Below are 26802 nucleotides of genomic sequence, written 5' to 3'. Positions count from 1 at the left end.
CCCGAAGGTAGCAGCCAAAAGCCCTAAAACCGGTAGCTCGGCGGTATCTCGTCGGTAACTATCCCTAGGTGATTTAACGTAAGGCAGAAGCCGCGCGACCCGATTTCTGAAAGCCAGCCGTTATGCTATTTGTTTACGCCTTTTTCGTAGTGTTTTTTGGCGTGTGCCTGTACCTGTTGGCGCGGCTGGCGTGGGTTCGGCAAGTGCCCGTGCCCGCGCAGGCCCGGCCCCGGGTGAGCATACTGGTGCCGGCCCGCAACGAGGCCGACAAGATCGAACGCTGCCTGCGCGCCCTGGCCGCCCTCAACTACCCCGCCGACAAGCTCGAAATCCTCATCGGCGACGACCACTCCACCGACGACACGGCCGCCGTGGTGGAGCGCTTTATCCAGGGCAAGCCGCAGTTTCGGCTGGTGCGCATTGGGGCGCCGGTGGGCAAGGCCAAGGGCAAAAGCAACGCCATTGCCCAGCTCAGCCGCCAGGCCACGGCCGATTACTTCCTGCTTACCGATGCCGACATGGCCATGGCCCCCGATTGGGTGCAGTACATGCTGGGCGCCGCCGACATCGATAACGGCGGCAAAGTGGGCGTGGTAACCGGTGCCACCACCGCCGAGGGCGGCGTGTTCGGCAAATTGCAGGGCCTCGACTGGCTGTTCGGCCTGAGCGTCATCCGGATTCTGTCGGATGCGGGCTTGCCTGTAACGGCCGTGGGCAACAACATGCTCGTAACGCGCGCGGCCTACAACAGCATCGGCGGCTACGAAACCCTGGCCTTTCAGATAACCGAAGACCTGCAGCTGTTTGCCTGCATTGTGCAGGCCGGTTGGGGCTACCGCAACCTGTGGCACCGGCACGTGCTGGGCGTATCGGTACCGCAGCCCACCGTAAAGTGCCTGCTGGAGCAGCGCAAGCGCTGGATGCGCGGCACCACGCGGCTGCCGTGGTATTTGTCGGGGCTGTTTGGCATGTACGGGCTGTTCTACACGGTGCTGTTTTGCCCGCCGTTTGTCTCGTGGCCCTTCACGCCGCTCGTGTTTGGCCTGAAGGTGCTGCTGCAGGTGGCATTTTTGTGGGGCAGCCTGCGGCAGGTAGGTCGCCGCGAAAAGCTGTGGGTGCTGTTGTGCTACGAGTTCTACCTGGCGGGCATGTCGCTGCTGGTAATCGGCTACACCCTTATGCCCGGTCACATCCGCTGGAAGGAGCGCCGCTACGTGTGGGCCGAGGTGTAGGCCGGCAGTGGGGTAGGAGGGGCCGAAGTGCTATACTTACAGCCCGTTCCATTCCTACCCGCTCTATCCTTCATGAAACAAGCTTACACTTATGCAGCCCGCGCGGGCTGCGCCCTGCTGCTCGCGGGCCTGACCCTAGGTGCCCAGGCCCAAACGCCCGCCCAGCCCAAGCGCGAAATGCGCGCCGTGTGGGTGGCGCACGTGTTCAACCTCGATTGGCCCCGCAGCAAAACCCTGACGCCCGCGCAGCAGCGCGCCGATTTCATCAGCCTGCTCGACCGCCACAAGGCCAACGGCATCAACGCGGTGGTGGTGCAGATTCGGGCGTCGGCCGATGCCATTTACCCCAGCCCCCTGGAGCCTTGGAGCGAGTGGCTGACGGGCCAGCAGGGCCGCGCGCCGCAGCCGCTCTACGACCCCTTGGCGTTTATGATTGCCGAGGCGCACAAGCGCGGGCTCGAGTTTCATGCCTGGCTGAACCCGTACCGCGCCGTAACCAACGCCAACACCGCCAGCGTGGCCGATCACCACGTGAGCAAGCTGCATCCCGATTGGGTAGTGCCCTACGGCACCCTGCGCGTGCTGAACCCCGGCCTGCCCGCCGTGCGCGCCTACCTTACCCAGGTGGTGATGCACGTGGTGCGCCGCTACGACGTGGATGCCATTCACTTCGACGACTACTTTTACCCCGCCCCGCAAAGCGGCCTGGCCTTCGACGACGACGCGGCCTTTGCGGCCGATCCGCGCGGCATCAGCAACAAAAACGACTGGCGCCGCGACAACGTCAACCTGTTTGTGCGCACCGTTTCCGATAGTATTCGGGCAGCCAAACCGCGTGTAAAGTTTGGTATTTCGCCGCCCGGCGTGTGGCGCAACGGCACCAGCGTGGGCGGCACCGCCACCACGGCCTTCCAGAGCTACGCCGATATTTTTGCCGACTCGCGCCTGTGGCTGCAGCAAGGCTGGGTTGATTACCTCGCGCCGCAAGTGTACTGGACCACCAGCACCGCCGCCGCCCGCTACGACCTGATCGTGCCCTGGTGGAGCCAGCAGGTGCTCGGCACCATGCCGCGCCACGTGTACATCGGCCATGCCGCCTACAAGGTAAGCGCCTCGGCCACCGATGCCTTTAATCAGCCCACGCAAATACCCACGCAGCTGCGCCTGGCGCGGCAGCAAGCCAATGTGCAGGGCAGCATGTTTTACAAAAGCACCGAGCTGCTGGCCAACCCCCTGGGGGTAGCCGACTCGCTGCGCACCAACTTCTACCGGCACCGGGCCCTGCCGCCCACCATGCCCTGGAAAGACGCCGTACCGCCCACCACGCCGGTGCAGGCCAGCATGCAAACCGAAGCCACCGGCTCGGTACGGCTCAGCTGGCAGCCCGGCCCCGCCGCCCCCGATGGTGAGCTGGCCCGCTGGTACGCGGTGTACCGCGCACCGTACCACCCTGGCCCCGCCACCGCCGCCGATGTAGCCAATGCGGCGCACCTGCTGTCGGTGCAGGATAGCACGAGCTACCGGGTACCGGCCCAAACGGGCACGCCGCAGTACCTGTACACCGTTACGGCCCTCGATCGGCTGCACAACGAAAGCGCGCCCGTAGGGCAGTTTACCACGGTGCTGGCCAACCGCGCCGCCGCGGCTACTGCTGCCCTGGAGCCGGCCTTCCCCAACCCCTTCGGCGAAAGCACGCAGCTAAGCTTCCGGTTGCCGACGGCCGGCCAGGCCAGCGTACGCGCCTACGACCTAACTGGGCGCCTGGTAGCCCAGCTGGCCGAGGGCCGCCACGCCGCCGGCCGGCACACCGTAACGCTGCGGGCCGGGGCGTTGCCGACGGGCGTGTACATCATCCGGCTAACCACCGCCGCGGGCACCTGGCAGCAAAAGGTGCTGTTGGCGCGCTAACGCACCTAGGGCCGCCTCGTCCGCCGAGGGGGCTTTGGCCGCACGCGGGCGGTTGCTACTTTTGGCTGCCCCGGCCACGCTGGCCGGGGCGGGTTGCTTTTCGGCCGAAATTACTCCATGCGCTACTTGTTAGCCTTGCCGCTGCTCCTGTCGGCCGCTCCGGCCCTTGCCCAAACCGCCGCCGTGCCGCCGTCCGGCCCGCTGAGTGCCGCCCGCTACAGCCCCGCCGATACTTTGCGGGCGGTGCGGCACTTGTTTCAGCAGCGCGGCAAGGGCGGCGCCGGTTACCTCGATGGCGGCAGTGCGTTGGTTGGCCAGGGCACCAGCGGGCTGCTGCAGCCGCGCGATACAGTGCTGGCCGACTGCCGCATAGAAGCGCGCCAGAACGTGCTTGCCGGTGGTTTGATGATGGGGTACGGCCTGTTCCGTACCCAGCGGTTTGGCCCGGAGCGGTACGAGCAGGTAGCCGCAGCCTACGCCCAGGGCGAGCCGCTGCCCGCTTACGTGCGGCGCCGCCTCAAGCCCAAATATTTCCGCTACCGGTCCTTCTGAAGCTTGCCGGCAGCGCCCGGCCGCCCCGGCGGCACCTAAGGGGTTGTCAACGCTTTTCCGAGCAATGGCACCTAGGGCGCGGCGGGTGCCCGCGGCGGGCCGCTAAAAAACCCGGCCGCAGGGCAGCTCCGCACGCAGCCTTGCGGCGCGGCCTACGTCATTCGCGCGAACAGGTTACAGCGCACAGCGCGTTTTACCCGACAGTTCCTAACTTGGCTTCACTTAAACTCCTCTATTCTCACCGTATGACCCGCAACCAACTGTTGCTGCTGGGCCTAGGTGCTTTTCTGTCGGCAGGCACGCCGCAGCTAGCCCAGGCACAAGCAAAACCCGCCGCCAAAACCGCTGCCAAAGCCGCCACCGGCAGCACGCGCCTGGTCGAAAAAGTAACCCGCAAGGCCGGCGAAGTGGCTATTCCGTACGAGAAGTACGTGTTGCCCAACGGCCTGACGCTGATTGTGGCCGAGGACCACTCCGACCCCATTGCCCACGTCGACGTAACCTACCACGTGGGTTCGGCCCGCGAAACCATCGGCAAATCGGGTTTTGCGCACTTCTTCGAGCACATGATGTTCCAGGGCTCGGATAACGTAGCCGACGAGCAGCACTTCAAGACGGTAACGGCCGCCGGCGGTACCCTCAACGGCACCACCAACCGCGACCGGACGAACTATTTCGAAACCGTACCCTCGAACCAGCTCGAAACCGCGCTGTGGCTGGAGGCCGACCGCATGGGCTTTTTGCTCGACGCCGTAACGGAGAAGAAGTTTGAGGTGCAGCGCGCCACCGTGAAAAACGAGCGCGGCCAGAACTACGACAACCGCCCCTACGGCCTGGCCTCGGAGTACGTGGCCAAAACGCTGTACCCCTACGGCCACCCCTACTCGTGGCTGACCATCGGCTACCTCGAAGACCTGAACCGCTCCGACCTGCAGGACCTCAAAAACTTCTTCCTGCGCTGGTACGGCCCCAACAACGCCACCGTAACCGTGGGCGGCGACGTGAAAGCGGCCGACGTGGTGAAGCTCGTAGAGAAATACTTCGGCTCGATTCCGCGCGGGCCCGAGGTGCAGAACATGAAGCTGCCCACCCCGCAGCTGACGCAGGACCGCTACACCAGCTACCAGGACAACGTTCGTTTCCCGATGCTGCAGATGGTGTTCCCGACGGTGCCCCAAAACCACCCCGACGAAGTACCCCTCGACGCCCTGGCCGAAATCCTGGGCGGCTCGAAAACCTCGCCGCTGTACCAAAACCTGGTGAAGGCCCAAAAGGCCGTGCAAGCCCAGTCGTACCACCCCACCTCCGAGCTGAGCGGTGAGTTTACGCTGGTGGGCCTAAGCTACCCCGGCAAGCCCCTCGCCGACCTCGAAGCCACCATGCGCGCTTCCATCGACGAGCTGGCCAAGCGCGGCATCAGCGACGAAGACGTGGCCCGCTACAAAGCCTCGGCCGAAGCCAGCCTCATCAACCGCCTCAACAGCGTGAGCGGCAAAGTGAGCACCCTGGCCGCCTACCAGTACCTCACCGGCAACCCCAACCTGCTGCCCGTGGAGCTGAAGCGCATTCAGTCGCTCACCAAGGCCGATGTGCAGCGCGTGTTCAAGCAGTACATCCAGGGCAAGCACGCCGTGGTGCTGAGCGTGGTGCCCAAAACCTCGCCCGACCTCGTTGCCAAAGCCGACAACTACACCGTATCGAAGGACGGCTTCAAGGCCCCCAAAGACGAGTACGCCGGCCTGAAGTACGTGAAGGCCACCGACAACTTCGACCGCACCAAGCAGCCCAAGGCCGGCGCCAGCCCCATGGTGGCCGTGCCCGCCGTGTGGAAGAGCGAGCTGCCCAACAAGCTGAAGGTAATCGGCACGCAAAACGCCGAAATGCCGACGACGACCATGCTGCTCACCATCCGCGGTGGCCACCGCCTCGAGCAGAACGACCGCAACAAGGCTGGTATCGCCTCGCTCACGGCTTCGTTGCTGAACGAAGGCACCGAGAAGTACACCGCCGAGCAGTTTTCGGCCGAGCTCGAGAAGCTGGGCAGCCAGATTTCGGTAAGCCCCGGCACCGACAACACCACGGTGTACGTGCAGTCGCTGACCAAAAACCTCGACAAGACGCTGGCCCTGCTGGAGCAGCGCCTGCTGCACCCGCGCTTCGACCAGGCCGATTTCGACCGCCTGAAAAAGCAGACGCTGGAAGGCATTGCCAACCAGAACACGCAGCCGGTGATGGTGGCCGATAAAACCTTCGCGCGCCTGCTCTACGGTGCCGGCGACATCATGAGCGTGCCCACCTCGGGTACGGCCGCTACCGTGTCGGCCCTCACGCTCGACGACGTGAAGAAGTTTTACCAGGAAAACTACGCACCCAACATCAGCCACCTGGTGGTGGTGAGCGACGCCGCGCAGAAATCCATCGAGCCGAAGCTGGGCTTCCTGAGCCAGTGGCAGCAGAAAGCCGTGACGCTGCCCGCCGGCAACATGGCTGCCAAGGCCGATAAAACGAAGCTGTACTTCGTGAACAAGGACGGTGCTCCGCAGTCGGAAATCCGCATTGGCTACCTGGGCCTGCCCTACGACGCCACCGGCGAGTACTACCGCGCCTACCTGATGAACTACATCCTGGGCGGCGCCTTCAACTCGCGCATCAACCTGAACCTGCGCGAGGATAAAGGCTACACCTACGGCGCCCGCTCGGGCTTCCAGGGCACGCGCTACGCCGGGCCCTACGTGGCGCAGGCCGGTGTGCGCGCCGATGCCTCAGCGGCTTCGGTTCGCGAGTTCATGAAGGAAATCGAGACGTTCCGCAAAACCGGCATCACCGACGAGGAGCTGGAGTTCCTGAAGGCTTCCATCGGCCAGAGCGACGCCCTGAAGTACGAAACCGGCCAGCAGAAGGCCAGCTTCCTGGCGCGCCTGGTAGAGTACGACCTGCCCACCGACTACGTAGCCAAGCAGACCGAAATTCTGCAGAAGCTGACCAAGGAAGATGTAGCGGCCATGGCGCAGAAGTACCTGCCCGCCGAGAACATGTATATCGTAACCGTGGGCGACAAGAAGTACCTGCCCGAGCTGCGCCAGCTTGGTTACGAGGTAATTGAGCTCGATGCCGACGGCAACCCCGTGGCCCCGGCCGTAGCCGCCGAAGCTGCTCCGGCCCCGGCCGCTGCCCCCGCCGCCCCCGCTACTTCCGACAAGAAGAGCAAGACCAAAGTGAAAGACGCCGACGGCAACAAAGCCAAGCGCAAGCAGAAGTCGGACGAAGACGGCGGCAAGGAGAAAGTGAAAACCGAAAAGGCCGACTAAGCCCTAAGTCTCACCTGCCCCCGCAGCAAAACGGGGCGTTGCCACTGCGGCAACGCCCCGTTTTTGTTTTCTGTAGCGTTTACAACGCGTCATGCTGAGCTTGTCGAAGTATCTCTACCGCTTTGTTGCGGAAGCCAGATTGCGCTTGTGCCCGTAGGACATGACACCAATCTTGTTAAACCTCATAGCCTTTGTAAACGAGAGGTTGCAGAGGTCTACATTCGTCGTTTTCAAAAACGTACTTATCCTACTTAGAGCATCTTTTAAGGTTGACCGGTAAGAGTCATGGCGTCCAAGAACGACGTATACATCGTCTTCATCAAAAAGTGTATAGGCGTACTCTGCCACTTTTTCTGTCTTGTACTCATTCGCCTGTTCATAATCAAGGCCAACATAAATCAAGTCTGACCAATCGAAATCGGCTAGCCTATGCTGACTTGAAATGAAGATGTTTTTTGCATCCATCGGCTCGTCCGGGTTTACCTGCTCAACTTCTTCTGGCTCATCCGTAGGAGGAGCGGTAGGCGTCAAACTTAAGACCGACACCTTCTCAGCAACTATTATCCGGGTATCAGCAGAGGAAGCAAACCCACATTCTATGAGGTTGCCGCGCTCTTCAAAGTCAAGCCCGAAAATGATCGGCTGATGGTCGAACCCCAAAACCGTTTCTTGTATACCAAGAAATTGAAGCTCGATGTCGCAGTGCTTTATCTGTTTATAGTGGCCTTGTTCTGTGACTTCATCGGTCGTTTCACAAGCCTCTATCACAAACGTCACTGCTGCCCCGGATGAAGGATGAACTTCAAAGGTCACCTTGCCAATACCGGCGTCATGAAAACTCGGCCAATAGCCGAAGTGCTGAAGAACAAGTTCAGAATTGACTATCCGTCTAATTGCGGGGTCTAGGTCCTCTATCTCAGCCATGTTGCAAGTGGGCTGTCTGAAACTCAGACGAAGCGGTAGAGATGCTTCGGCAAGCTCAGCATGACGTGCTTTTAATCCTTCCCTGAATCGAACCAGCCTACCCCCACACCCGCGTGCCCTCGGTGCAGTTGCGGCACATTTCTACCTGGTCGCGGCCTTTGAGCAGGGCTTTGCGGAAGTCTTGGTACTTGGGCCCGTGCCACAGCTGCCGAAAGGTCTGGCCCTTCAAATCACCTAGGCGGTACTCGGCGTCCTTGTCGAAGCAGCAGGGCACTACCAGCCCGTCCCAGGTAATCACGCAGGAGTGCCACATCTTCCAGCAGTGGTTGAGCAGGCGGTTTTTGATGCTCCAGGTACCGTCTTGATTGTTCTGGTAGCGCGAGTAGTAGTCGATGGTGGGGATGAGCGGCGAGCCTTGCTGGTAGTCGTAGATCTGGGCGGTTTTAAACCACACGTCGTCCACGCCCAGGTCGCGGGCCAGCTGCCGGGCTTCGTCGATCTGGTGCTCGTTGGGGCGCACCACCAAAAACTGGAAAATGATGCGCGGCGTGGCGCTGCCCAGCTCCTGCTTGTACTTTACCACGCGCTTCACGCCTTCCAGCACTTTATCCAAACGGCCGCCCACGCGGTACTGCTGGTACACCTCCTGCGTGGTGCCATCGAGCGACACGATAAGCCGGTCGAGGCCGCTTTCCACGGTCTTCTTGGCGTTGGCCTCGGTGAGGTAGTGGGCGTTGGTGCTGGTGGCGGTGTAAATCTTCTTGCGCGCGGCGTACTGCACCATGTCGAGGAACTGTGGGTGCAGGTACGGCTCGCCCTGAAAGTAGAAGGTGAGGTACCACAGGCGCGGCGCCAGCTCATCGATGGTGCGGTAAAACACCTCGCCTTCGAGCATGCCCGTAGGTCGCGTAAAGGAGCGCAAGCCGCTGGGGCACTCGGGGCAGCGCAGGTTGCACGAGGTAGTAGGCTCCAGCGACACGGCCATGGGCAGCCCCCACGCCCGCGAGCGGTTGGTGAGGCGGCTCAGCACGTAGGAGCCCGTTACCTGCACGGCGTTCAGGGCCCGCAGGGGCGTAAGCTTGGAAAAGAAGTTCAGCCCGTCGCGGAGGGTGGAGCGCATGGTTGCAAAGGTCGCGAATGGCTGGTAAACCGCCGTTGCTGTGTAGCGCTGAGTGGCACTCGGCGCGGTTGGCGAAGCCAACCATACGGAGTTGCGCAGTATGAGCCAAACGGTAAATCCTGGCGCGAGTCTTAGCGCGTTAGCGCGCTAAGACTCGCGCCGCAGCATGGCGGGGAGTCTCCAGACTCCTGTACTTTGAACAGCACCTAGGAAACGACTGGGCGGCGTGAGGTGCCTCATGCTTCAGCAACCAGCGGCACCTAGGCCGCTCCGTGCAACGCCCGGGAGTCGGAGACTCCCCGCAATGCTGCGGCACGAGTCGCGCGCTAACGCGCTAAGACTCGCGCCAGTTTTCCCAGTGCTACTGCGCTGCCACAACCCAAACGGCGCGGTTCCGCCTTGGCGCCTGCGGCGCCAGCGCCAAGCACCGCTCAGCGCTGCACAAACAACGGCCCCGCCCTGGGTGGGCGGGGCCGTTGCACTATGCCCGACCTAGGGGCAATTACTTGCCCGAGGGCAGGGCGCTGCTGTAGGTAGAGGCCTTGCCGAACGATTCCTTGATTTCGTCGACGGCGGCGCGGCTGCTCAGGCGCTTGGGCTTGGTGTTCAGGAAGGTGCCGTCTTCCGCAATCAGGAAATAAGCCGGTACTTCCTGCAGCATGTAGGCGCGGGCCAGGGGGCCGCGCTGGCCGCCTGGGGCCCGCAGGTGCATGCCCGAGAGTCGTTTGCTGGCTACCAGCTGCCGCCAGGCCGGCTCGTTCTCATCGAGGGCGATGTTGACGAACACGATGTTCTGGCCGCTGAATTTCTTGGCCAGCTCCTGGGCGTAGGGCAAATCGCGCAGGGCCAGGCCGCTGGTGGTGCGCCAGAAATTTACGTACACCAGCTTGCCGCGCAAATCCTGCAAGGATACCGAGTCGCCTTTGGCCGAAACAAGCTTGAAGCCGGGAGCCGGCGAGCCGATAGCGAAGTCTTTGTGCTTATCGAAATCGGCCTTCAGGAAAGGGTAGAAGTGGTTTTTCTGGTCGACGGAATGGCGGAAATCCTCCAGCATAGCCGCCGACATCTTTACGTGGCCGAAGCGGAACGACTCCTGCAGCACGCGGCCCATGATAACGGGCTTCATGGGGCCTTGCAGCTTTTCCTTGGCCAGGTTGTAGCACATCTGGTAGAACTCCGGGTCGCCTTTTTTGCGGCCGGCCACCGTGGCGGCGTAGTGCACGTAGTTCAGCAGGAACTCCTGGTAGCTCTCGTTCTGGTATGCGGCCGGGTTGTTGAGCAGCGCCGCGTCGTTCAGGAAGTCGTAGTACGTGCCCGATATCTTCAGGCGGCCCTCGGTGGCCACCACCTGCTCGCGCAGGTCCTGATAGGTCAGGCGGTCGTTGGCGTAGCTGTAGTCGATTTCGGCTTTGGTGTAGTTGCGGAATGCGGCCGACACGTTGGCGTCTTCCTCCACATCCTTCAAAAACTTCATTTCCTCCTTGCGGCGGTAGTCCAGAAACGACAAAAACGGCCCCTCGTAGAGACTGATGTTGTCGGGCAGTACCTGAAAGCCGTCGTTCTCCACAAACCGCTCGTCGAAATCGGCGAGGTAGGTGTTGGCCTCGGCGCCTTTGCCCTTAAACTTCACCGTGGTAGCCAGGTCTTCGCCCTTAAAGCGCACCTCCAGGTTGGTGCCGGGCTCCAGCCACAGGCCGGTCACGTCGTCGCCGTATACCAGGTCGGCCTTGGTCGGGCCGTCCACCTTCACGGCCAGCTTAAACTCGCCTTTGCCGTCGACGCGGGCGTAGGTAAGCTGCTCCTTGGGGTCGAGGGGGTGTTCGCGCAACGATACGGCTACGGTATCGTCGGTTTTGCCGTTGATTTTGCCGGTGAGCACCACGGTGCTCTGCGCCTGTGCGGCCGCGGGGGCGGCTAACAATCCCAGTGCGAACAGGGACAGAGCAGAAAGACGTGTGACGAAAGACATCAGGCGGCTAGGTATCGGGGTGTGGCACAAGAACAATAATCCGCATACGCGGCCGGGGCCGCCCCGTTGTGCTTGAGCTTATAATAGTTCAGCCGCAAGTCATTCACGGGAAAAGACAATTGTTGGGTCTAAGTTACGGCGAACAGGTATATAAAATCCTATATCGCGCACCACATTTTTAGGCGATTATCCCCTTTTTATGTGATTAGCCGAACAGTCCGCTGAGAACTTCATCGAGACGTGCAACCGGGTGAACTTTTAGTCCAAACCGCCCTAGGTCGAGGCCGCGGCCGTTGAACTGCGAGATGTACATCTCGCGGAAACCCAGCTTCTCGGCTTCCGACAAGCGCTGATCCAGCCGCGACACGGCGCGTATCTCGCCGCTCAGGCCCACTTCGGCCGCCAGGCACACGTCGCCGGGCACCGGAATGTCGTTCAGCGACGATACCACCGCCGCGCACACGGCCGCGTCGAGGGCGGGGTCTTCGAGGCGCAGGCCGCCGGCAATGTTCAGGAACACGTCGTGCTGGCCCAGGCGCAGGCCCGAGCGTTTCTCCAGCACGGCCAGCAGCATTTGCAGGCGCTTGCTGTCGAAACCGGTGCTGCTGCGCTGCGGCGTGCCGTAGGTGGCGGGCGTTACCAGGGCCTGCACCTCCACCAGCAGGGGGCGGTTGCCCTCGAGCGTGGCCCCAATGGCAATGCCACTCAGGGTTTCGGCCCGCTGCGACAGCAGAATTTCCGAGGGGTTCGAGACCTGCCGCAGGCCCGAGCCCTGCATTTCGTAAATACCCAGCTCGGCCGTGGAGCCGAAGCGGTTTTTGATGGTGCGCAGGATGCGGTACGTCAGGTGCCGGTCGCCCTCAAACTGCAGCACCGTATCCACCATGTGCTCCAGAATTTTGGGGCCGGCAATGGAGCCGTCCTTCGTGATGTGGCCGATAAGCAGCACCGGCACGCCCGTGTCTTTGGCGTACTTCAGCAGCTCGGTGGTGCACTCGCGCACCTGGCTTACCGAGCCCGCGCCCGACTCGACGAGCTGCGAGTGCAGGGTCTGGATCGAGTCGACCACCACCACGTTGGGCTGCAGCGCGTCAATCTGCTTGAAGATGTTCTGGGTGTTGGTTTCGGTGAGGATGTACAGGCCCTGGTGCTGCCGGCCCAGGCGCTCGGCACGCATCTTTATCTGCTGCTCGCTTTCCTCGCCCGATACGTACAGGATGCGCAAATCGCGCAGCTGCATGGCAATCTGCAGCATCAGGGTGCTTTTGCCGATGCCCGGCTCGCCGCCGATAAGTACCAACGAGCCCGGCACCAAGCCGCCGCCCAGCACACGGTTCAGCTCGCCGTCGTGGGTGTCGAGGCGCGACTCCTCTTCGTACAGGATTTCACCTAGGGCCTTGGGCTTGGCCGCCTTGCTGGTGCCGCCCACCGAGGTAGACGCTTTCCAGGCGGTAGCCGGGGTAATTTCCTCCTTCTGGATAACTTCCTCCACGTAGGTGTTCCACTCGCCGCACGAGGGGCAACGCCCGATCCACTTAGCCGACTGCGCACCGCACGTTTGGCAGAAATAAAGGGTCTTGATTTTGGCCATGTAATGCTCTGAGGGTATTCTGGGTTAATGCGCAGCTGGGCAGAAAAGTTTGGCAAGAAACGCTATTTCCGACCTAGGAACGCTACTTTTTGCGCCGTGGCCGGCGGCTGTTCAATTTTCTGGCGTACGGCATAAAGCATATGGCGCGGGGCTGCGTCTGCACGGATAGCAGCCGGGTCAAACCTCGGGTACGCAGGCGGGTTGCAATTAGGTTAGCCGGCATGCGGTGGCTTTGTGCCGGCGTTCGTGTAGCTTATCGTTCAACCATTTAACTCGGGCATGGCTACCTCAACTACCCCGCTCGTAACGGCCGACGACTTGGCCACCATACCAGTACTGGCCGGCTTGCCCGACGAAGTACTGATGTGGCTGCTGGAGCACAGCGAAGCGCGCTTTTTGCCCGCTGGTACCGAGCTGTTCAGGCCCGGCGACCCTACCGACCATATGTTTGTATTGTTGCGCGGTGCGTTGCAGCTGTGGCGCGAGCAAGGCGGGCAGCGCGAGCCTTTTCTGCGCTTCGAGGCGCCGGCCGTGTCGGGGGTGTTGCCGTACTCGCGGCTGCGTCAAACCACGGCCACCGGCGTGGTTACGGCCGATGCAACCCTGCTGATGCTGCACCGCAGCCAGTTTCCGGAGCTGGAGCACCAAAGCCCCGAGCTGGTGCAGCGGTTGGTGGGGCTGATGAGCGACCGGGTGCGCGAAGAAGCCCGCGGGCTGGAGCGCGACGACAAGCTGCGCGCCCTAGGTAAGCTGGCTGCCGGCCTGGCCCACGAGCTGAACAACCCCGCTGCCGCCATCAGCCGGGCCGCCGCCGACCTCTCGGCCCGCACCGGTGCCGAGCCCATGCTGCTGCAAGAGTTGCTGGCCGCGGGCGTACCGGCCGAGCAGCTGCCCCCGTTGTTGGCCCTGGCCAGCCGCTCGGCGCTGGCCAGCACCTCGCTCTCGGTGCTGGAGCAGGCCGATTGCGAGGAGGAGCTGGAGGCCTGGCTGCGCAAGCAAGGCATTGCCGACGCCCACACCCTGGCCGCCGGCCTGCTCAGCGGCGGCCTCGACGAAGATGCCCTGGCGCCCGTGTTGGCCGCGCTACCTAGGCACGCACGCCAACCAGCCCTGCGGTGGCTCGAAGGCCAGCTGGCCAGCCGCCAGTTGGTGCGCGATGTGCAAGAGGCGGCCCGGCGCATTTCGGAGCTGGTGCGCAACGTAAAGGAGTACTCCCACATGGACCGCGGTGCCGGCATGGTGCCCACCGATGTGCACGGCGGCCTCGATAGCACCCTGGCTTTGCTCAGCTACCCGCTGCGGCAGCGCCACGTTCAGGTAGTGCGCGAGTACGCCCAGGGTTTGGTGCTTGTTGATGGCTCGCCGGGGGCGCTCAACCAGGTATGGACCAACCTGATTGACAACGCCATCGACGCTTTGCCCCAAGACGGCACCCTTACGCTGCGCACCCGCCGCGAGGGCAATTTTATTTGTGTGTGCATTATCGACAGCGGCTCGGGCATTGCGCCAGAGGTGCTGCCGCACATCTTCGAGCCCTTCTACACCACCAAACCCGTAGGCGAGGGCACCGGCCTGGGGCTCGACATTGCCCGGCGCATCGTGCTCAGCCACGGCGGGCGCCTGCAAGCCAACTCCGAGCCCGGCCGCACCGAGTTTTGCGTGTGGCTGCCGCTGGCCGATTAAAAGTAACAGGTAACAAGTGACACGTCACAGGCTGGAAAAGCCACTTGCTTACGTATTGCCTGTTGCCCACCACGTGCCATCTGGCTCGCGCGTCCTTCCTGTCACCTGTTTCGTGTTACCTGTCACTTATTAATTAGTACCCTCGCCATGCCCAAGAAGCCAGCTTTGCTCGTGGTCGACGACGACCCGCAGGTACTCGCCGCCATCGACCGCGACTTGCGCCAGGAGTTTCGCCAGGACTACCGCATTCTGCGCGCTGGTTCGGGGGCCGAGGGGCTCGAGGCCATTCGTCAGCTAAAAGCCCGCGCCGAGCCACTGGCCCTGGTACTCTCCGATCAGCGCATGCCCGATATGGAGGGCGTGCAGCTGCTCGAGCAGGCGCGCACGCTCTTTCCGGAGGCCAAGCGCGTGCTGCTCACGGCCTACGCCGATACCGAGGCCGCTATCCGGGCCATCAACGAAGCGCACCTCGATTATTACCTCATGAAGCCCTGGGACCCGCCCCAGCACCTGCTCTACCCCACGCTGCACGATTTGCTGGCCACCTGGCAGGCGCAGTACCAGCCGCGCTTTCAGGGCGTGCGGCTGCTGGGCTTTCAATGGTCGCCGCAGTCGCACGAGCTCAAGGACTTTCTGGCGGCGTACATGGTGGCGTTTCAGTGGCTCGATTTCGAAACCAACCCCGAAGCGGCCGTACTGCTTAGCTCCCTAGGTCTGACGCCGAGCGACTTGCCCATAACCGTGTTCGACGACGGCACCGCCTTGGCGCAGCCCAGCCGCACGGCCATTGCCGAAAAGCTGGGCTTGGCCCTAAAAGCTTCGCAGCCACTCTACGATGTGGTGGTGGTGGGCGCCGGCCCCTCGGGCCTAGGTGCCGCGGTGTACGGGGCCTCCGAGGGCCTGAAAACCCTGCTGATTGAGCGGCAAACCCCCGGCGGGCAAGCTGGCACCTCGTCGCGCATCGAAAACTACCTAGGCTTCCCGACGGGCCTGAGCGGGGCCGAGCTGGCGCACCGGGCGTGGGCGCAAGCCGTGCGCCTGGGGGCCGAGTTTTTGTCGCCGCAGGAGGTAACGCAGCTGTGCGTGCAGGATGAGTACAAGGTGCTTACCCTGGCCGATGGCAGCGAGGTGCGCACCCGCGCCGTGGTGCTGACCACCGGCGTAAGCTACCGGCAGCTGGCCGTACCCGGCATGGAGCGGCTTACCGGCGCGGGCGTGTACTACGGCGCGGCCCGCACCGAGGCGCGCTCCTGCAGCCAGCAGGATGTGTACGTGGTGGGCGGTGGCAACTCGGCGGGCCAGGCGGCTATGTACCTGGCCGTGTTTGCACGCAAGGTGTACATCGTGATTCGCGGGGCGTCGTTGGCGGCGTCCATGTCGGCCTACCTCATCGAGCAGATCGGCCGCACGCCCAACATCGAGCTGCTGCCTTACACCGAAATAAAAGAGGTGCGCGGCCAGGATAGCCTCGAAACCGTGGTGCTGCACCACAACCAAAGCGGCGCCGAGCAGGAGTGCTCCGCCCGGGCCGTGTTTGTGTTCATCGGGGCCAAGCCCAGCACCGAGTGGCTGTGCAATGCCGTGCTCTGCGACGGCAAAGGCTTTGTAATTACCGGCCGCGATTTGCTGGCCGATGCCCGGTTTGCCCCCATCTGGAAAAAGCGCCGCGAACCCTACGCCCTCGAAACCTCGGTGCCGGGCATTTTCGCGGCCGGCGACAGCCGCGCCGGCGCCATGGCCCGCGTGGCCTCGGCCGTGGGCGAGGGGGCCATGGCCATCAAGTTTGTGCACCAATACCTCGACGAATAAGCTCAACAGTATAGGGCTATCTGAATAAATTTAGTTGCTGTTGATGAGGCTGTTACAAGTAGTAATAAAAGAATGCAGTGTAAAATATTGCTTAAATGAAAAAATATATTAACAAAACTTAGGCCTCGGTGGTATAGAACGACTGCACACCAAGCCCCATGCCGCACATGCGGGGCGGGTGCAGACCACATGAAACAGCTTTTCTCCTTTCTTCATACCTGCTTACTACTCCACCGCAGCCTGTTGGCCGGTGCCGTACTGTGCCTCTTGGCCGGCTGCGATTTAATCGAGTTCAGCCCCAACGAAACCCGCACCCCCGAAGCGTTCCGCAACCTCACCCAGAAAAACCTGGAGCGCCTGCAGGCTCAGCCCAATCCCACGGGCGGCGACACGGTGCGCTTCGTGTTCACCGGCGATTCGCAGCGCTTCTACTCCGAGGCCGAAGACTTTGTAACGAGCGTAAACCAGCAACGCGACATTGCTTTTGTGGTGCTGGCCGGCGACGTATCGGACTTCGGGCTGGTGCGCGAGCTGCGCTGGGTGCACGATAAGCTGCGCCACCTGCGCATGCCCTACCTCACGGTGGTGGGCAACCACGATTTGGTGGCCAACGGCAGCGGAGCGTACCAGCAAGTGTACGGCCCGCTCAACTACACCTTTACCTACGCCGGCACCAAGTTCGTGATGGTGGATACCAACGGCCGCGAGTACGGCTTCAACGGCCGCGTGCCCGATGTAAGCTGGGTGCAGCGCGAGCTGCGCGAGCCCGCCCCCGAGGTAAAGCGCCAGATTGTGATGAGCCACGTGGCCCCCATGAGCTCCGACTTCGACCCGAAACTGGTGGAGCCCTACGTGCAAACCCTAGGCGATGCGCCGCGCCTGGCCTTCGAGCTGAACGGCCACAACCACGATTTCAGCATCGGCAAGCCCTACGAGAACGACGTGACGTTCATCAACTCGTACAGCTTCGAGAAGCGCCAGTACGTGGTGCTCACGGTGTGGGGCGAAAAGGAGTTCAAGCTCGAAAAAGTCCAGTTCTGATGCGCCGCCTGTTTCTGCTTCCGCTGCTGGCCGCGCTGCTGCCTGCCCCCGCCCGCGCCGCGCACCTAGGCGCCGCCGCGCCCGATACCACTGCCGCTGCCCCCGATGAGCCCGCAGCGCCCCTCGGCCTGATTGCCCAACCCTGGTACCGCCCCCACCACGCCATTGCGCAAGCCGCCGGCGGGCAGGGCATGGTAGCGGCCGGCGTGGGCTACACCACCCTGCGCGGCAAGCTCGATGTGGACGTGCTGGCGGGCTACGTGCCCAAAAAGTACAGCATCACGCCCATGGGCGTGTTCACGGGCAAGGCCACGTACTCGCCCTTCACGCTCGACCTAGGCGAAACCAAGTGGCAGCTGCGGCCGCTGTCGGTGGGCATGTTCGTGAGCCACACGGCCAGCAACGGCATGGTCGAGTCGCGCGACGAGAAATACTACAACGGCTACTACTGGTGGTCGGCGCGCACGCGCATCGGCGGCTTTGTGGGCGGCCGCGTGGCGCGCGTAGTCGGCACCAACCGCTTTGGGCAGCCGCGCACCGTAGCCGCTTACTACGAGCTGGGCACCAACGACCTGTACCTCACCAGCGCCATGACCAACCTGGGCGGCCTGCCCCTGCACGACATCCTCACCCTGGGTTTCGGGGTGAAGGTGGATTTGTAGGAGCACGTTGCTCACGTCTGTCATGTCTCGCTGCGCTCGACATGACAGCTAGCTCCGCTCACCACGACAGCCGGGCCCTACAACGCCGCCGCGGCCCCGTCTTTTTCCTCGGATAAGCCGCGGGGCGAAGCCTCACGCCGAGCGGCCACGTAGGCGTCGCGGGCATCGGCCAGCAAGCGCAGAATGGTGGTGCGCTGGCGCAGCACGCCTTCGGCCACCGGCCGCTGCTCCCGAAACAGGCGCAGCAGGCGCAGGCGTTGGAGGCGCTGGGTGAGGCGGTTCCAGTAGTGCAGGGCGTAGAAACCGGTAACGGGCAGGCTGAGCGCGTAGAGCGCCGTCAGCCAGTTGTTGTCGGTGAGGCGGTGCACGAGCCAGGTTTGCAGCGGGTACATCAGCCCGAAGGTGAGCATGCCCGTAACCAGCATTATGGGCGCAATAAACTCCACATCCTGGGTGGCGCGCTTGGCAATTACGGAGGGGATGATGTAGGGCACGTAGTTGTTGAGCGCGCCGTAGGCATACACCGGAAAGCCCAGTACCACCTTCAGGGCCGTAAGCAGGCCCCGCTTCAGGCGGCCGCGCCGGGCGCCGCTGCGCTGCAGGGCTTCGTCGCTGATGCGGAGGCGGTGCAGCTCCTGGGTGTAGTCGGTTACGCGGCGGCGCAGCTCCTGCAGGTGGTCGGGCGAGTGGCGCTCAAACCAGGCCACGGCTTGCAGCAAGGTGCGCGTCAGCTGAAACTCCTCGTAGGGGCTGCCTTCGTTGTGCTCGGGCACCAGGTACTGGCCAAAGGTGGCCTCGATCTGGCGCACCAGGGCGTCTTCGGCGTCGTCGCGCGTTACCACCAGGTGCTGCTCCAGGCGGCGGCGCAGCTCCTCGGTAAGGGCCTCGGCGGCGGCTTCGGGGTCGAGGCGGTACTGGGCGGCGTAATCGGCTACCACAATGGGCGCGGCCGGGTTGAGGAGCACATCGGAGCGGAAGCGGGTGGAGGCGGAGTAGTTGATGCCGATGGGCAGGATGCGCAGCCCCAGCTTAAACTGGTGGCGCGCCTCGGCACCCAGGGCAATGCGCGCGGCGCCGGTTTTGAGCGGGCGCAGCCGGCGCTCGGCAATGCTGGTGCCCTCCGGGAAAATCATGAGCGTGCCGCCGCGCCCGAGGTGGTCGTAGCTGCGGCCGAAGGCTTTTTCGTTGAGGGCCTGCAGCTGCTCGGGCGTGATGTTGGCGTCGCCGGATTCCACGTCTTGCCGGCGGTACACGGGGATGCAGTTGGAGCGCTCAAAAAACCACCGCGACACCGGGTTCTGAAAAAACGTGCTCTTGGCCAGAAAATGAATCTGCTGCCGGCGGTTGGCGGCCACCACCAAGGGGTCCATCAGGGTGTTGGGGTGGTTGGCGGCGATGAGCAGCGGCCCCGGCTCCTGCAGGCGCTCGGCGTTGCGGATCTGGAGGCGGCGGAAAAACACGCGCAGCGCGAGCTGCACGGGGGGCTTCAGCAGGGCGTAAAAGAGCATACTCGAAGAAAAGCGGCAGCAGGCCGGAGCAGATGCAATTGCCCACAATGGCCAAAATCAATCATATTTAACGAATCCATTTGGCTTCCGGCAGTCGGGCGGCCTGCAATCGTTGTTTATGCGCGTGTTTTTATTGGGTGCCGTCCTGGTTTTGCTGGGTGCCGGCCCGCTGCGGGCCCAAACCGAGGCCGCCGTGCTGGCCCGGGCCGAGGCGCTTATCGGCCAGAAAAAGTACGAATCGGCGTACCGCGCCCTCGAGCAGTTCGACCCCAAAAACGCCCACGTGGCGGTGGTGCTGAAAAAGGAAGCCATTGCCCTGAACTACTACCTGCTGAGCCTGAACCTGGAGGTGTTTGGCCTGCGCGACCTAGGGCCCGGCGAGCAGGTAGCGCAGCTGCGCGGCAAGCCGGGCAAGTACGGCAGCTACCAGCTGCCCGTGGCCCAGGTGCTGGGCGCCCTGAAGCGCCGCCATCCCACCGATTACCGCCTCGACCTAGGGCTGGGCCATTACTACTACACCCTGCAGCAGTGCGGCTGCGGTCGGCAGCGCTTCGCCGACGACGAGCTGCTCCAAAAAGCCCAACAGTACTACGCCGCGGCCCACGCCCACCAGCAGGAAGATTACGAGTCGCGGTTTGCTACGGGCTTTATGCTGCTGCGCGAGAAGCAGCTGGCCGCCGCCGTGCCCGAGCTGGAGCGCTCGGTAGCCCTCAATGCCCAGTACCCCAACGCCCACTACAACCTGGCCTACGCCTACGCCGCCCTCGGCCGGCCCGCCGAGGCGCTGCCGCACGCCCGCCAGGCTGCCGCCCTCTACCAAGTAGCCGAGTACAAAGCCGATGCCGAAGGCATGGCCGCCGCCCTGGAGCAGCAATTGCAGGGCGGCCCGGCCCCCAACCTGCCGGGTACCCGCGAGCAGGCCAGCGCCGCGGCCGATACCTACGCGGCCCTGCGCGAGCAAGTAGCTGCCGCTGTGGCGGGCAAAGCCCCCAACGTTCGGGAGCTTACGCTAAAGCTGTTCCGGCTCGACCCCGACAACGACGCCATGTACGCCGACCTGATGGATATTTACCAGGCCCACAACCAGTTTCCGGCCCTGGAGGTGTTCTTTCGGGAGCAGCTGCCCACGGCGCCCCAAACCCCCACGGCGCAGGGCATGCTGCACTTCTACGTGGCTATCCTGAACATGCAGCTGGGCCGCCCGGCCGCCGCGTACCCGCACTTTCAGCAAGCCGATACGCACTTGCGCCAGGTGGCCCAGGCCGATAATCCGTTGTTTGATACCATCCGGCGCGGGTTGGCCGAAAGCAAGCCCCGCCGCTGATATTCGCTATGCTACTAAGCCTACTAATGCCGCGTCGGTTGCTGTCGTATGCTGCCTTGCTGCTGCTCACGCAGTGCAGCAAGTGCAAAAACGACCCGCAGCCCAAGCGCCCCGAAGACCAATTGCCGCCGGCCACCCAAACCGGCGCCAATACCTTCGGCTGCCTCGTCAACGGCCAACCCTGGACGCCGCAAGGAAACGACGGCACGGGCAACTACAGCATCGTTTGTGACCCAGGCTATAACTACGGTCTGCTCAACGTCGCCACTTACCGCATCTACAACAAGGGCACGGCCCACCAGACGCTCGGGTTTTACTCGGACAGCGTGCGCGCACCCGGCCGCTACCCGATTACCTACCGCAGTCGTCATCGGGGAAATTTCATTGACCGCCCGACCCGATGTGAGTATTTCTCACGAGATGCCGGGACGTATAGCCGCGGCTCGTTTACCATCACCCGTTTGGACTTGCAGGCCGGCATCGTGTCCGGCACGTTCGATTTTACGCTGGTCAAACCCGGCTGTGATACCGTCAAGGTCACGCACGGCCGCTTCGATAAAAAGCTGTAACCAGCCCCAGCTAGGTTTCGTCCGAAAAGTCGTTTTACGTTTATCAGTCGAGATGCTTGGCTTGCGCCTTCCTTCGGTTCGACTTCGCTCAGCATGACCGTTTCGTCCTTTCCAAAAACAGCTAACTAACCGGCGCAAAAAGAAGCGGCCCGCCAGAGGCGGGCCGTTTGCATAGGTGAGTGAATGGTTGAAGGTGTGTCGAAGAAGGCTTTCGCGGCGCGAAGTTGCGGATTCCTTTGGTTATTCGGTGCAACGGGGCAAAGCTTGCTAGCGCCACACGTTGGCCACGCGGCGCGGCACCGAGCGCAGCACGTGCCACCAGGTGCGCGGTGCGTACCAGGGCTGGCGCACGTATACCAATTCGCCAAGCGTTTTGGTGCTCATTTCAAGCTCGATGGGCGCAGCTCCAAGGGCATCGGTCGCGGTTACCTCGCGGCGCACATACCCAACCGATGAAATCTGCAGCACCTGGGCACCCGTGGGCACATTTAGCCGAAACCTCCCCTCCGCATCCGTCGAAACGCCAACCAGCGTGCCCTTCACCAACACGGTTGCGCCGGGGATAGGTTCACGGGTGGCGGCATCGAGCACCTGGCCGGTAACCGGCGTGCTGCCCACGGCGCTGGGGCTTACCATACCTAGGGCAATTACCTGCGGAACCGGCACGGGGGCCGGTAGCTGGCTGGGGCGCGGGTGCTGCGCCGGGGCGGTTTGGGCCTGCGCCGCGGGGGCACCTAGGGCGCGCAGGCCCAGCAAGGCACCGGCGGCCAGCAGCCACGTGTGCCAGCGCGCGGCGGCCCTAGGTACTTGCAAGGGCCGCTGCAGCTGATCGGCCCGAAAGCGGCCGCACACGCGCCGCCCGGCAGCCTGGCGCAGCAGGGCCAGCACCTCGGCGTCGGTTTTGTGGGTGAAATCGGTAACGGTGTGTTGGCAGGCGGCGCAATGGCGCCCGTGCGCGGTGGGCGTCATGGCCTCCCACGCCTCGGCGCACGGGCGCGGCACTTCTACTTGTATGGCGGCACGTGGCATAAGAGCTAGGGCGTTAAGGGGTTAGCGGCTGCCGTACACTTCTTTGGTGGGCGCGAGGCCAGCGGCGGTTTCCATCATCCGGATGCACTCGGCACGGTAGCCGTCGTCGTCGCGGCCGCGGGCGGCGCGGGCCAGCTGCAGGGTGTTATCCCAGGTGGCCAGGCCGCGCCGCTCGCTCTGGCGCAGCAGCAGGCTCATTTGGGCCACGGCCGCCGCCCAGCGCAGGTTTTCGGAGCCCTCCGTTATGTTCTTGGCATCGGCGGCACCTAGGGCCTGGCTTACCAGGCGGCTCTGCTGGCCCTGGGGTTCTTTGTAGCGCAGCTTCACGGTGAGCAGCTCGGCGGCGGCCGCGCCGGCGGGTGCCGGCGCCACGGACTGGTACTTCAGGCCATCAACCACGGGCGGCGCACCCACGGGCACCACTTCGTAGAGGGCCGTTACCTGCTGCCCGGCGCCCAGCTCGCCGGCGTCTTTTTTGTCGTTGTTGAAGTCTTCGTCGGCCAGCAGGCGGTTTTCGTAGCCGATGAGGCGGTAGGCCTGCACGCGGGCGGGGTTGAACTCGACCTGCAGCTTCACGTCTTTGGCCAGGGTAAACAAGGTGCCACCGAACTGCTGCACCAGCACGCGCCGGCCCTCGGCCAGGTTATCAATGTAGGCGTAGTTGCCGTTGCCTTTGTCGGCTAGCCGCTCCATTTTGCTGTCCTGCAGGTTGCCGGTGCCAACGGCCAGCACCGACAAAAACACGCCCGATTCGCGCTCCTGCTTAATCAGGTGTTCCATCGCGTCGTCCGACGATTCGCCCACGTTGAAGTCGCCGTCGGTGGCCAGAATCACGCGGTTGTTGCCTTCTTTCAGAAAGTTCTGCCGGGCCGTAGCATAAGCCAGGCGCAGCCCCGCGCCGCCGGCCGTGGAGCCACCCGCTTCCAGGTTATCCAGCGCCGCCAGAATATCGGCCCGCTGCGAGCCGGGCGTGGGCGGCAGCACCAAACCCGCCGCGCCGGCATACACCACCATCGATACCTTGTCCTGGGGCCGCAGCTCGCGCACCAGCTGCTTCAGCGAGGCCTTCACGAGCGGCAGCTTATCGGCCGAGGCCATCGAGCCCGACACATCAATCAGAAACACCAAGTTGGCGGGCGGCAGCTTATCGGTGGGCACGGTGCGGGCCTGCAGGCCCACAAGTACCAGCTGGTGCTGCGGCGCCCACGGGCAGGGGGCTTGCTCCAACGTAAGGGTGCAGGGCGCGCTGGCATCGGTGGGCGGCGGGTAGTTGTAGCGGAAATAGTTTACCAGCTCCTCGGTGCGCACGGCATCGGGCGGGGGCAGCTGGCCATCCTGCAGCAAAAAGCGGCGCACGTTGCTGTACGAGGCCGCGTCCACATCGATGCTGAAGGTGCTCAGCGGCGCTTTGCCAACCAGCTGAAACCCGTTTTCGGCCACGTGCTCGTACGATTCGCGGTTTTCGCGCGGGCGCCGGGCTTGGTCGTAGGGGTAGTAAGGAGTTGATACAGATGGCATGCTATTGTTGCCCCGTATCATCACACGGGCCTTGCTCTGCGTAGCAACGGCTCCGGTTACCTCACGACGTTGCTGAACTGGCGCTGCGCCAGTTACCACCACTTCGTTCAGTGTTTTGGTGTCGGCTGCCAACCCCACAGCTACCGTTTGCCCCGGCCGCACGGGCATTTCTCTGGTAACATAGCCTACGCTGCTGATCTGCAGGATGTGCTTGCCTTTGGCTGAGGGCAGTACAAGCCGAAAGCCGCCCTTGGCATCGGTGCTGACGCCGGTCGTTGTGCCCTTCAGGAGCACGGTAGCTCCTGGTATGCCCACGCCGGTGCTAACGTCGGTTACGAGGCCCCTAATGGCAAGCGAATCGGAAGCGGGGCTTATGGGCTCGGCTTTGGGTTTTACCTGGGCCGTGGCCGGGTTGGCAGCTCCTAGGTACAAGGCGGCACCTAGGAGGCCGCAGAATAGAACGGTGCGCATGGCGGTGAGTGGTTAGCGGTGGCGTTTGCTGAGTTGATGTGGCCCCGCCAGAAATTCCACACGGCCGCCACAACTTTTTTTGCCGCCGCCCAAAGCCGCTACCTTTAGCCACCGCCGTTCGCTTAGCCTTGCCGCATGTTTTTGTTTCGCCGCCCCAAGCCCCAGGAGCAGCCGCCCACCGAGGCCGAGCTGCTGGCGCGCTACCGCGCCCACGGCGATGTGCAAGACCTAGGGCGCCTCTACGAGCCATACTTTCACCTGGTGTACGGCGTGTGCCTGCGCTACCTGCGCGACGAGGCCGATAGCAAGGACGCCGTGATGCAGATTTTTGAGAAGCTGGTGACGGATTTGCGCCGCCACGAGGTGCAAAACCTCGGCAGCTGGCTGCACACCACCGCCCGCAACCACTGCCTCATGGAGCTGCGCCGGCGCAAAGCCTCGCCCGAGGCCGTCGAAATTTCGTTGCCCGGTGTGGAATCCGACGGCGCGGCGCATCTGCTTGATGCCGACGATGATTTCCCGACCGAAGAGCACCTGCAGCAGCTCGAGGTAGCCCTGGCGCGGCTGCCCCCCGAGCAGCACCGCTGCCTCGATTTGTTTTACCGCCAGCAGCAGTCGTATCAGGAAATAGCCGACCTCACCGGCTACGACCTCAAGCAAGTAAAAAGCCACCTGCAAAACGGCAAGCGCAACCTCAAACTCTACCTCGCCCGCCATGTCGCCCGCTAACCAGCCGCCCCCCCACGCCCCCGCCGCCGCGCACGTGCCGGCTGCGGTGCTGCGCCAGTACGCGGCCGGCACCCTGGCGGCCGCCGAGCGCCGGCAGGTAGAGCGCCATACCCTTGCTTGCCCCCTCTGCGCCGATGCCCTCGAGGGCTACCTAGGGGCCGCGCCCCAGGCCATAGCCCCGGCCGCCCTGGCCGATTTGCAGCAGCGCCTGCACGCCCGCGTAGCCGAAGCCGCCGAGCCGCAGCGTTTTGGTGGCTGGTGGATGCGCGTAGCCGCGGCCGTGTTGGTGCTGCTCGTGGCCCTAGGTGTGTGGCAATGGCCCAACCTGCGGCAGCCCCAGGTAGCCAGCACGCAGCCACAGCAAGCCGCCCCGGAAAGCGTAGCCGCCGCGCCACCTGCCCCGGCGCCTGTGCCGCAAGCCGATGCCGCGGCCGCCGGGCAAGCACCTCCGGAGCAGGCCGCTGATGCCGCCGAGCCTGCCGCCGCCAAGCCCACCCGGCCCGCCTACGCTGCCGCGCCGGCCAAACCGCGCCGCCGGGCCCCGCGCCTAGGTGCCCCCCGACCCGCGCCCGAGGTGGCAGCCCCGGTTGCCGCCTCCGCCGCAGCCGCCAGTGCCGAGCCCCTGGCCGATGCGCCCGTCGTAGCCGCCGCGCCGCCGGCCTCGGTGCCCGATTCGGGCACGGCCGCCCTGGCCCTGCGCACCCGCCTGGCCGCCGCGCCCGATACCAAAACGCTGAGCCTGGCCGAGCAGCCCAAAGCGGCCGTGGCCTACGAGGGCGCCGCCCGCCGCAAAGCGGCCATGCCGGCCGTGCCGCCCATGGCCCCGCTGCCCGCCGGTGGCTACCCGGCCCTTACGCGCTACCTGCGCCAGGAGCAGCAACTGCCGCCCGAAGCGCCGCGGGTGCGCGGCAGCGTTAAGCTGAAGTTCATGGTGGAGGCCGACGGCTCGTTGCAAAACATCCAGGTGGTGAAAGGCCTAAGCCCCGAAGCCGATGCCGAGGCCATTCGGCTGGTGTGCGAAGGCCCAAGCTGGCACCCCGGCATCGTGAACGGCCGCCGCACCAGCATGCCGGTGCTGCTGGAGGTACCGTTCCGCGATTAGCGGAACTTGTAGCGCGGAACGGATTTCCGCGCTACACACAAACAGCCAGCGGGGCCCAGGGTGCAACATTTCACCTAGGGCCCCGCGGGGTTTCATTTGGGCCAGCGGCCAGGCCTAGCCGCTGTAGCCGCCGCCGCTTTCGGGGGCGGTGGCGCTGCCGCCGGGTACCACGGGGCGCGGCAGCTGCGGCTCGGCGTTGATGTTGACGCCGGAATAATCGGGCACGCCGCCCCCGTCGATGGTTTCGGCGGCGCTGGCCGATCCGTGCTGGCCGGGCTGCCAGCGGTGCATCACCTCAAACGTGATTTTGGCCGTGATGCGGTACTCCACAATCTTGTTGTCCTGTACTTTGCAGCTCTGGTCTTTGATGTAAATCGATTTGATGCCCTTAACGGTGGTGCTGGCTTCGGTGAGGGCGCGCTGCAGGGCATCCTCGAAGCTTTTGTCGGAAGACGCCAGCACTTCGATAACTTTTTTGATGGTGCTCATAGCCGATGAGGGGTTTGTAGTGAACGGCAAGCCCCGCCCGGTCGGCCGACCACAGGCAAGGCAGTGGTACTACGCAGCCACCAGCCAAAAAGCTGTTACCTCAAGCGCTTCGGCCACCGGAAACAACGGCAAATGCCGGGTAGTAAACTAGGTTACAATTATATAGTGGCAGGCTAATTGTTCGTTGTGCTGTAAACGTGTTTACCATCAGTAAGTAGTTGATATTTATGTATTTAACCCGGTTATCTGTTCTCTATATATTGA

At 63.6% G+C, this 26802-nt stretch carries 20 protein-coding genes; 12 read left to right on the top strand and 8 right to left on the bottom strand.

The features are described from left to right. The first annotated feature begins 122 nt into the window (after positions 1–122). The 4 genes from OIS50_RS14790 (at position 123) to OIS50_RS14775 (ending at position 7000) form a co-directional block, all read left to right on the top strand. On the top strand, positions 123–1232 hold the full coding sequence (locus OIS50_RS14790) for a glycosyltransferase (protein ID WP_264691410.1): 1110 nt from the start codon (positions 123–125) through the stop codon (positions 1230–1232). 72 nt (positions 1233–1304) lie between these two features. After that, positions 1305–3140, top strand: a complete 1836-nt coding sequence (locus tag OIS50_RS14785) for a family 10 glycosylhydrolase (RefSeq protein ID WP_264691409.1) — start codon at positions 1305–1307, stop codon at positions 3138–3140. A gap of 117 nt (positions 3141–3257) precedes the next feature. Further along, positions 3258–3692 carry a hypothetical protein gene (locus tag OIS50_RS14780; protein WP_264691408.1) on the top strand — a complete coding sequence of 145 codons (435 nt, stop codon included), beginning with the start codon at positions 3258–3260 and terminating at the stop codon, positions 3690–3692. 245 nt (positions 3693–3937) lie between these two features. After that, a complete protein-coding gene (locus OIS50_RS14775; RefSeq protein WP_264691407.1) occupies positions 3938–7000 on the top strand; it encodes a M16 family metallopeptidase in 3063 nt (1020 codons plus the stop codon). 114 nt (positions 7001–7114) lie between these two features. Here OIS50_RS14775 and OIS50_RS14770 read toward each other — a convergent pair whose 3' ends face one another. From OIS50_RS14770 to radA, 4 genes are all read right to left on the bottom strand, one after another. Then, positions 7115–7924: an immunity 50 family protein gene (locus OIS50_RS14770; RefSeq protein WP_264691406.1), complete on the bottom strand. Its 810-nt coding sequence runs from the start codon at positions 7922–7924 to the stop codon at positions 7115–7117. 97 nt (positions 7925–8021) lie between these two features. Then, a complete protein-coding gene (locus OIS50_RS14765) occupies positions 8022–9044 on the bottom strand; it encodes an SPASM domain-containing protein (protein WP_264691405.1) in 1023 nt (340 codons plus the stop codon). Between the two features lie 502 nt (positions 9045–9546). Then, positions 9547–11013 (bottom strand): TlpA family protein disulfide reductase, encoded by a 1467-nt coding sequence (locus OIS50_RS14760; protein WP_264691404.1) that lies wholly within the window; start codon positions 11011–11013, stop codon positions 9547–9549. Positions 11014–11218: 205 nt separating this feature from the next. After that, positions 11219–12604 (bottom strand): DNA repair protein RadA, encoded by a 1386-nt coding sequence (gene radA, locus OIS50_RS14755; protein ID WP_264691403.1) that lies wholly within the window; start codon positions 12602–12604, stop codon positions 11219–11221. A 279-nt stretch (positions 12605–12883) separates the two neighbouring features. On the opposite strand from radA, the gene OIS50_RS14750 reads away from it, so the two are divergent. The 4 genes from OIS50_RS14750 to OIS50_RS14735 all read left to right on the top strand — a co-directional run bounded on the left by OIS50_RS14750 (position 12884) and on the right by OIS50_RS14735 (position 17799). Continuing rightward, a complete protein-coding gene (locus OIS50_RS14750; protein ID WP_264691402.1) occupies positions 12884–14287 on the top strand; it encodes a sensor histidine kinase in 1404 nt (467 codons plus the stop codon). 147 nt (positions 14288–14434) lie between these two features. Beyond that, positions 14435–16096 (top strand): NAD(P)/FAD-dependent oxidoreductase, encoded by a 1662-nt coding sequence (locus OIS50_RS14745; RefSeq protein WP_264691401.1) that lies wholly within the window; start codon positions 14435–14437, stop codon positions 16094–16096. A 243-nt stretch (positions 16097–16339) separates the two neighbouring features. Beyond that, positions 16340–17137, top strand: a complete 798-nt coding sequence (locus OIS50_RS14740; protein WP_264691400.1) for a metallophosphoesterase family protein — start codon at positions 16340–16342, stop codon at positions 17135–17137. Continuing rightward, the gene (locus OIS50_RS14735) at positions 17137–17799 is read left to right on the top strand and encodes a hypothetical protein (RefSeq protein WP_264691399.1); all 663 of its coding nucleotides are present in this window, start codon (positions 17137–17139) and stop codon (positions 17797–17799) included. Before OIS50_RS14740 ends, OIS50_RS14735 begins: the two co-directional genes overlap by 1 nt. A 77-nt stretch (positions 17800–17876) precedes the next feature. Here OIS50_RS14735 and OIS50_RS14730 read toward each other — a convergent pair whose 3' ends face one another. Next, positions 17877–19307 carry a lysophospholipid acyltransferase family protein gene (locus OIS50_RS14730; RefSeq protein WP_264691398.1) on the bottom strand — a complete coding sequence of 477 codons (1431 nt, stop codon included), beginning with the start codon at positions 19305–19307 and terminating at the stop codon, positions 17877–17879. Positions 19308–19425: 118 nt separating this feature from the next. Between OIS50_RS14730 and OIS50_RS14725 the strand changes: the two genes are divergently transcribed. Then, positions 19426–20631 (top strand): tetratricopeptide repeat protein, encoded by a 1206-nt coding sequence (locus OIS50_RS14725; RefSeq protein WP_264691397.1) that lies wholly within the window; start codon positions 19426–19428, stop codon positions 20629–20631. 8 nt (positions 20632–20639) lie between these two features. Beyond that, positions 20640–21200, top strand: coding sequence for a Riean_0653 family protein (locus OIS50_RS14720; RefSeq protein WP_461656777.1), 561 nt, complete (start codon positions 20640–20642; stop codon positions 21198–21200). 267 nt (positions 21201–21467) lie between these two features. Here the strand turns inward: OIS50_RS14720 and OIS50_RS14715 are convergent, their stop codons facing one another. Both OIS50_RS14715 and OIS50_RS14710 read right to left on the bottom strand, forming a co-directional pair. Next, on the bottom strand, positions 21468–22229 hold the full coding sequence (locus OIS50_RS14715) for a carboxypeptidase-like regulatory domain-containing protein (RefSeq protein WP_264691395.1): 762 nt from the start codon (positions 22227–22229) through the stop codon (positions 21468–21470). Between the two features lie 21 nt (positions 22230–22250). Beyond that, entirely contained in the window at positions 22251–24218 is a 1968-nt protein-coding gene (locus OIS50_RS14710) for a vWA domain-containing protein (protein WP_264691394.1), read from the bottom strand. A gap of 135 nt (positions 24219–24353) precedes the next feature. Here OIS50_RS14710 and OIS50_RS14705 point away from each other — a divergent pair, with 135 nt between their 5' ends. Both OIS50_RS14705 and OIS50_RS14700 read left to right on the top strand, forming a co-directional pair. Then, positions 24354–24947: an RNA polymerase sigma factor gene (locus OIS50_RS14705; RefSeq protein ID WP_264691393.1), complete on the top strand. Its 594-nt coding sequence runs from the start codon at positions 24354–24356 to the stop codon at positions 24945–24947. Further along, positions 24934–26049 (top strand): energy transducer TonB, encoded by a 1116-nt coding sequence (locus OIS50_RS14700; protein WP_264691392.1) that lies wholly within the window; start codon positions 24934–24936, stop codon positions 26047–26049. Before OIS50_RS14705 ends, OIS50_RS14700 begins: the two co-directional genes overlap by 14 nt. A 114-nt stretch (positions 26050–26163) precedes the next feature. On the opposite strand, the gene OIS50_RS14695 is transcribed toward OIS50_RS14700, so the two are convergent. After that, a complete protein-coding gene (locus OIS50_RS14695; RefSeq protein ID WP_264691391.1) occupies positions 26164–26538 on the bottom strand; it encodes a dodecin family protein in 375 nt (124 codons plus the stop codon). Between the last annotated feature and the right edge of the window lie 264 nt (positions 26539–26802).

Origin of the sequence: Hymenobacter sp. YIM 151858-1 (assembly GCF_025979705.1) — a bacterium.
Lineage (GTDB): Bacteria > Bacteroidota > Bacteroidia > Cytophagales > Hymenobacteraceae > Solirubrum.
Note: the sequence above shows the minus strand (reverse complement) of the source record. Positions and strands in the feature narration are given on the sequence as shown.

Excerpts from the sequence above, each read along its gene's own strand:
- OIS50_RS14705 (WP_264691393.1), top strand. The coding sequence starts at position 24,354 with ATGTTTTTGTTTCGCCGCCCCAAGCCCCAGGAGCAGCCGCCCACCGAG.
- OIS50_RS14775 (WP_264691407.1), top strand. The coding sequence starts at position 3,938 with ATGACCCGCAACCAACTGTTGCTGCTGGGCCTAGGTGCTTTTCTGTCG.
- OIS50_RS14785 (WP_264691409.1), top strand. The coding sequence starts at position 1,305 with ATGAAACAAGCTTACACTTATGCAGCCCGCGCGGGCTGCGCCCTGCTG.
- OIS50_RS14790 (WP_264691410.1), top strand. The coding sequence starts at position 123 with ATGCTATTTGTTTACGCCTTTTTCGTAGTGTTTTTTGGCGTGTGCCTG.
- OIS50_RS14715 (WP_264691395.1), bottom strand. The coding sequence starts at position 22,229 with ATGCCACGTGCCGCCATACAAGTAGAAGTGCCGCGCCCGTGCGCCGAG.
- OIS50_RS14765 (WP_264691405.1), bottom strand. The coding sequence starts at position 9,044 with ATGCGCTCCACCCTCCGCGACGGGCTGAACTTCTTTTCCAAGCTTACG.
- OIS50_RS14700 (WP_264691392.1), top strand. The coding sequence starts at position 24,934 with ATGTCGCCCGCTAACCAGCCGCCCCCCCACGCCCCCGCCGCCGCGCAC.
- radA (WP_264691403.1), bottom strand. The coding sequence starts at position 12,604 with ATGGCCAAAATCAAGACCCTTTATTTCTGCCAAACGTGCGGTGCGCAG.
- OIS50_RS14725 (WP_264691397.1), top strand. The coding sequence starts at position 19,426 with ATGCGCGTGTTTTTATTGGGTGCCGTCCTGGTTTTGCTGGGTGCCGGC.
- OIS50_RS14745 (WP_264691401.1), top strand. The coding sequence starts at position 14,435 with ATGCCCAAGAAGCCAGCTTTGCTCGTGGTCGACGACGACCCGCAGGTA.
- OIS50_RS14760 (WP_264691404.1), bottom strand. The coding sequence starts at position 11,013 with ATGTCTTTCGTCACACGTCTTTCTGCTCTGTCCCTGTTCGCACTGGGA.
- OIS50_RS14770 (WP_264691406.1), bottom strand. The coding sequence starts at position 7,924 with ATGGCTGAGATAGAGGACCTAGACCCCGCAATTAGACGGATAGTCAAT.
- OIS50_RS14720 (WP_461656777.1), top strand. The coding sequence starts at position 20,640 with ATGCTACTAAGCCTACTAATGCCGCGTCGGTTGCTGTCGTATGCTGCC.
- OIS50_RS14780 (WP_264691408.1), top strand. The coding sequence starts at position 3,258 with ATGCGCTACTTGTTAGCCTTGCCGCTGCTCCTGTCGGCCGCTCCGGCC.
- OIS50_RS14735 (WP_264691399.1), top strand. The coding sequence starts at position 17,137 with ATGCGCCGCCTGTTTCTGCTTCCGCTGCTGGCCGCGCTGCTGCCTGCC.
- OIS50_RS14730 (WP_264691398.1), bottom strand. The coding sequence starts at position 19,307 with ATGCTCTTTTACGCCCTGCTGAAGCCCCCCGTGCAGCTCGCGCTGCGC.
- OIS50_RS14710 (WP_264691394.1), bottom strand. The coding sequence starts at position 24,218 with ATGCGCACCGTTCTATTCTGCGGCCTCCTAGGTGCCGCCTTGTACCTA.
- OIS50_RS14695 (WP_264691391.1), bottom strand. The coding sequence starts at position 26,538 with ATGAGCACCATCAAAAAAGTTATCGAAGTGCTGGCGTCTTCCGACAAA.
- OIS50_RS14750 (WP_264691402.1), top strand. The coding sequence starts at position 12,884 with ATGGCTACCTCAACTACCCCGCTCGTAACGGCCGACGACTTGGCCACC.